Genomic DNA, 1,567 nt, shown 5'->3' on the forward strand with positions numbered 1-1,567 from the left:
TATACCACAAAACTGCTGTTTTGAGTTCCTGAATTTCTTGACCATAATTATCCTGAAGCCAACCGATAGACTTATCTATACTAACTCCCGAATCTACTAGATCATCAGCTAGCAACACATGACTACCTAAACGATATGTAGTCATAGTTAAATTTTTTCCTATGATCATCTTACCCTGTTCCTGGCCTTTAATACCACCATAAGAGGAAGTAGCTAGAATCGCTAAAGGTTTTTTAAAAATGCGAGACAAAATATCTCCTACTCGTAATCCTCCTCTAGCCAAACAAACAATTTGATTGAACTGCCATTGAGATTGATAAATTTTTGCTGCTAGATACTCAATTTTTTGATGATAGTCTAACCAAGAGATGTAAAGATTGCTCATTTTTGAACTTTAAAATAATAGTGATAACCTAAAAATAGGATAGTTTTAATTTTACCTAAAACTGTCACTTGTATTTCAAGCCACAATCATTATATTTTATTAAATGAAGCATCGCCCTTCCGTTGTATCTCACACTTCTTAAGAAATGCTATACCAATTTTCTACAAGCTGAAATTTTTGTGTTATTTAAAGGTAAAGGTATGTTATATCTTTCAAATAATTTAGAAAAGGGGTATTTTTAAAAAAAATAAATTTTATGATTATTAGCCAAGCTGAATAGCAAAAATATCAATCTGCTATCCTCAGCTATCCACGCCGAACCCCATAAAGTAATCGATTAATAGCTGTTGTATCTTCTTCACTCCAATTATGGTATAAAAATAAATTTCTGAGCTGTTTTCTGTGTTCTTTAGTCAAAATACCAAATCCATAGACTTGGAATACTAACTCTGCAATAATTACTTCTGGTAAAAGGGTTTGATAGTTCATAGTAGTTCATCATCATAATATACTGTTTATAGTATCCCCAATTTAACAATTAATAACTGTGATAAAAAATTTACTCTAAGTTATATTTATCTAGAAAATTCGTGACTTATGTCACCATAGTTAAAGCATAATTCTGTAATTTATGCCATTTTTCTATGAAGTTACACTCTATAAAAGAGAATAATTATTAGCAGAATAAGGTCATAGAAAAAAATATTCAACAAAATTATTCAATCCATAGTTACAAAAAAAATAGTATAAGATATTAAGGATAATCATATTAATCAATGGTTGCCAGATTTTTTTGACAAAAGATACTTATTCAGCATAATTAAGGGAATAATTATATCATATAACCAATAATTTGAATGTTATATTTAATCAATAATTGATATTAACTGTTACTATTGCCACTGTATAAATATTAAGTACTATATAGCATTCAAAAGTATTGATAAATCAAGCAAATGGCATAAAAAAAATACTTTAAGTAAGAGTTTAAAAGTATATGAAAAATCAGCAAAAAAATTATACTCCCATAGTAATAATATTAACTATAGCCTTGAATTTCATAATTTTAGGATGTCAAAAAAACAGCCCAAAAACACAGAAAATAGATAACAAAAACAATACAACATTGTTACAGCCAAATACTGTAGAAGAAGAAAGTAAATTTCAAGCAAGAAGTTTGGC

3 protein-coding genes are annotated in these 1,567 nt (G+C 28.2%); 1 reads left to right on the forward strand and 2 read right to left on the reverse strand.

Annotation, left to right across the window (positions count from 1 at the left end; all coding sequences use genetic code 11):
- Window positions 1–385, reverse strand: a 385-nt coding sequence (locus tag F6K13_RS32420; protein WP_287289806.1) for a phosphoribosyltransferase, incomplete at its 3' end; no start/stop codon positions are given.
- Window positions 386–691: 306 nt separating this feature from the next.
- Window positions 692–874: a hypothetical protein gene (locus F6K13_RS32425; RefSeq protein ID WP_124142859.1), complete on the reverse strand. Its 183-nt coding sequence runs from the start codon at window positions 872–874 to the stop codon at window positions 692–694.
- A gap of 508 nt (window positions 875–1,382) precedes the next feature.
- On the opposite strand from F6K13_RS32425, the gene F6K13_RS32430 reads away from it, so the two are divergent.
- On the forward strand, window positions 1,383–1,567 hold a 185-nt coding region (locus F6K13_RS32430; RefSeq protein ID WP_287289808.1), incomplete at its 3' end, for a hypothetical protein.

Origin of the sequence: Okeania sp. SIO2B9 (assembly GCF_010672505.1) — a bacterium.
Classification (GTDB): Bacteria; Cyanobacteriota; Cyanobacteriia; order Cyanobacteriales; family Microcoleaceae; genus Okeania; species Okeania hirsuta.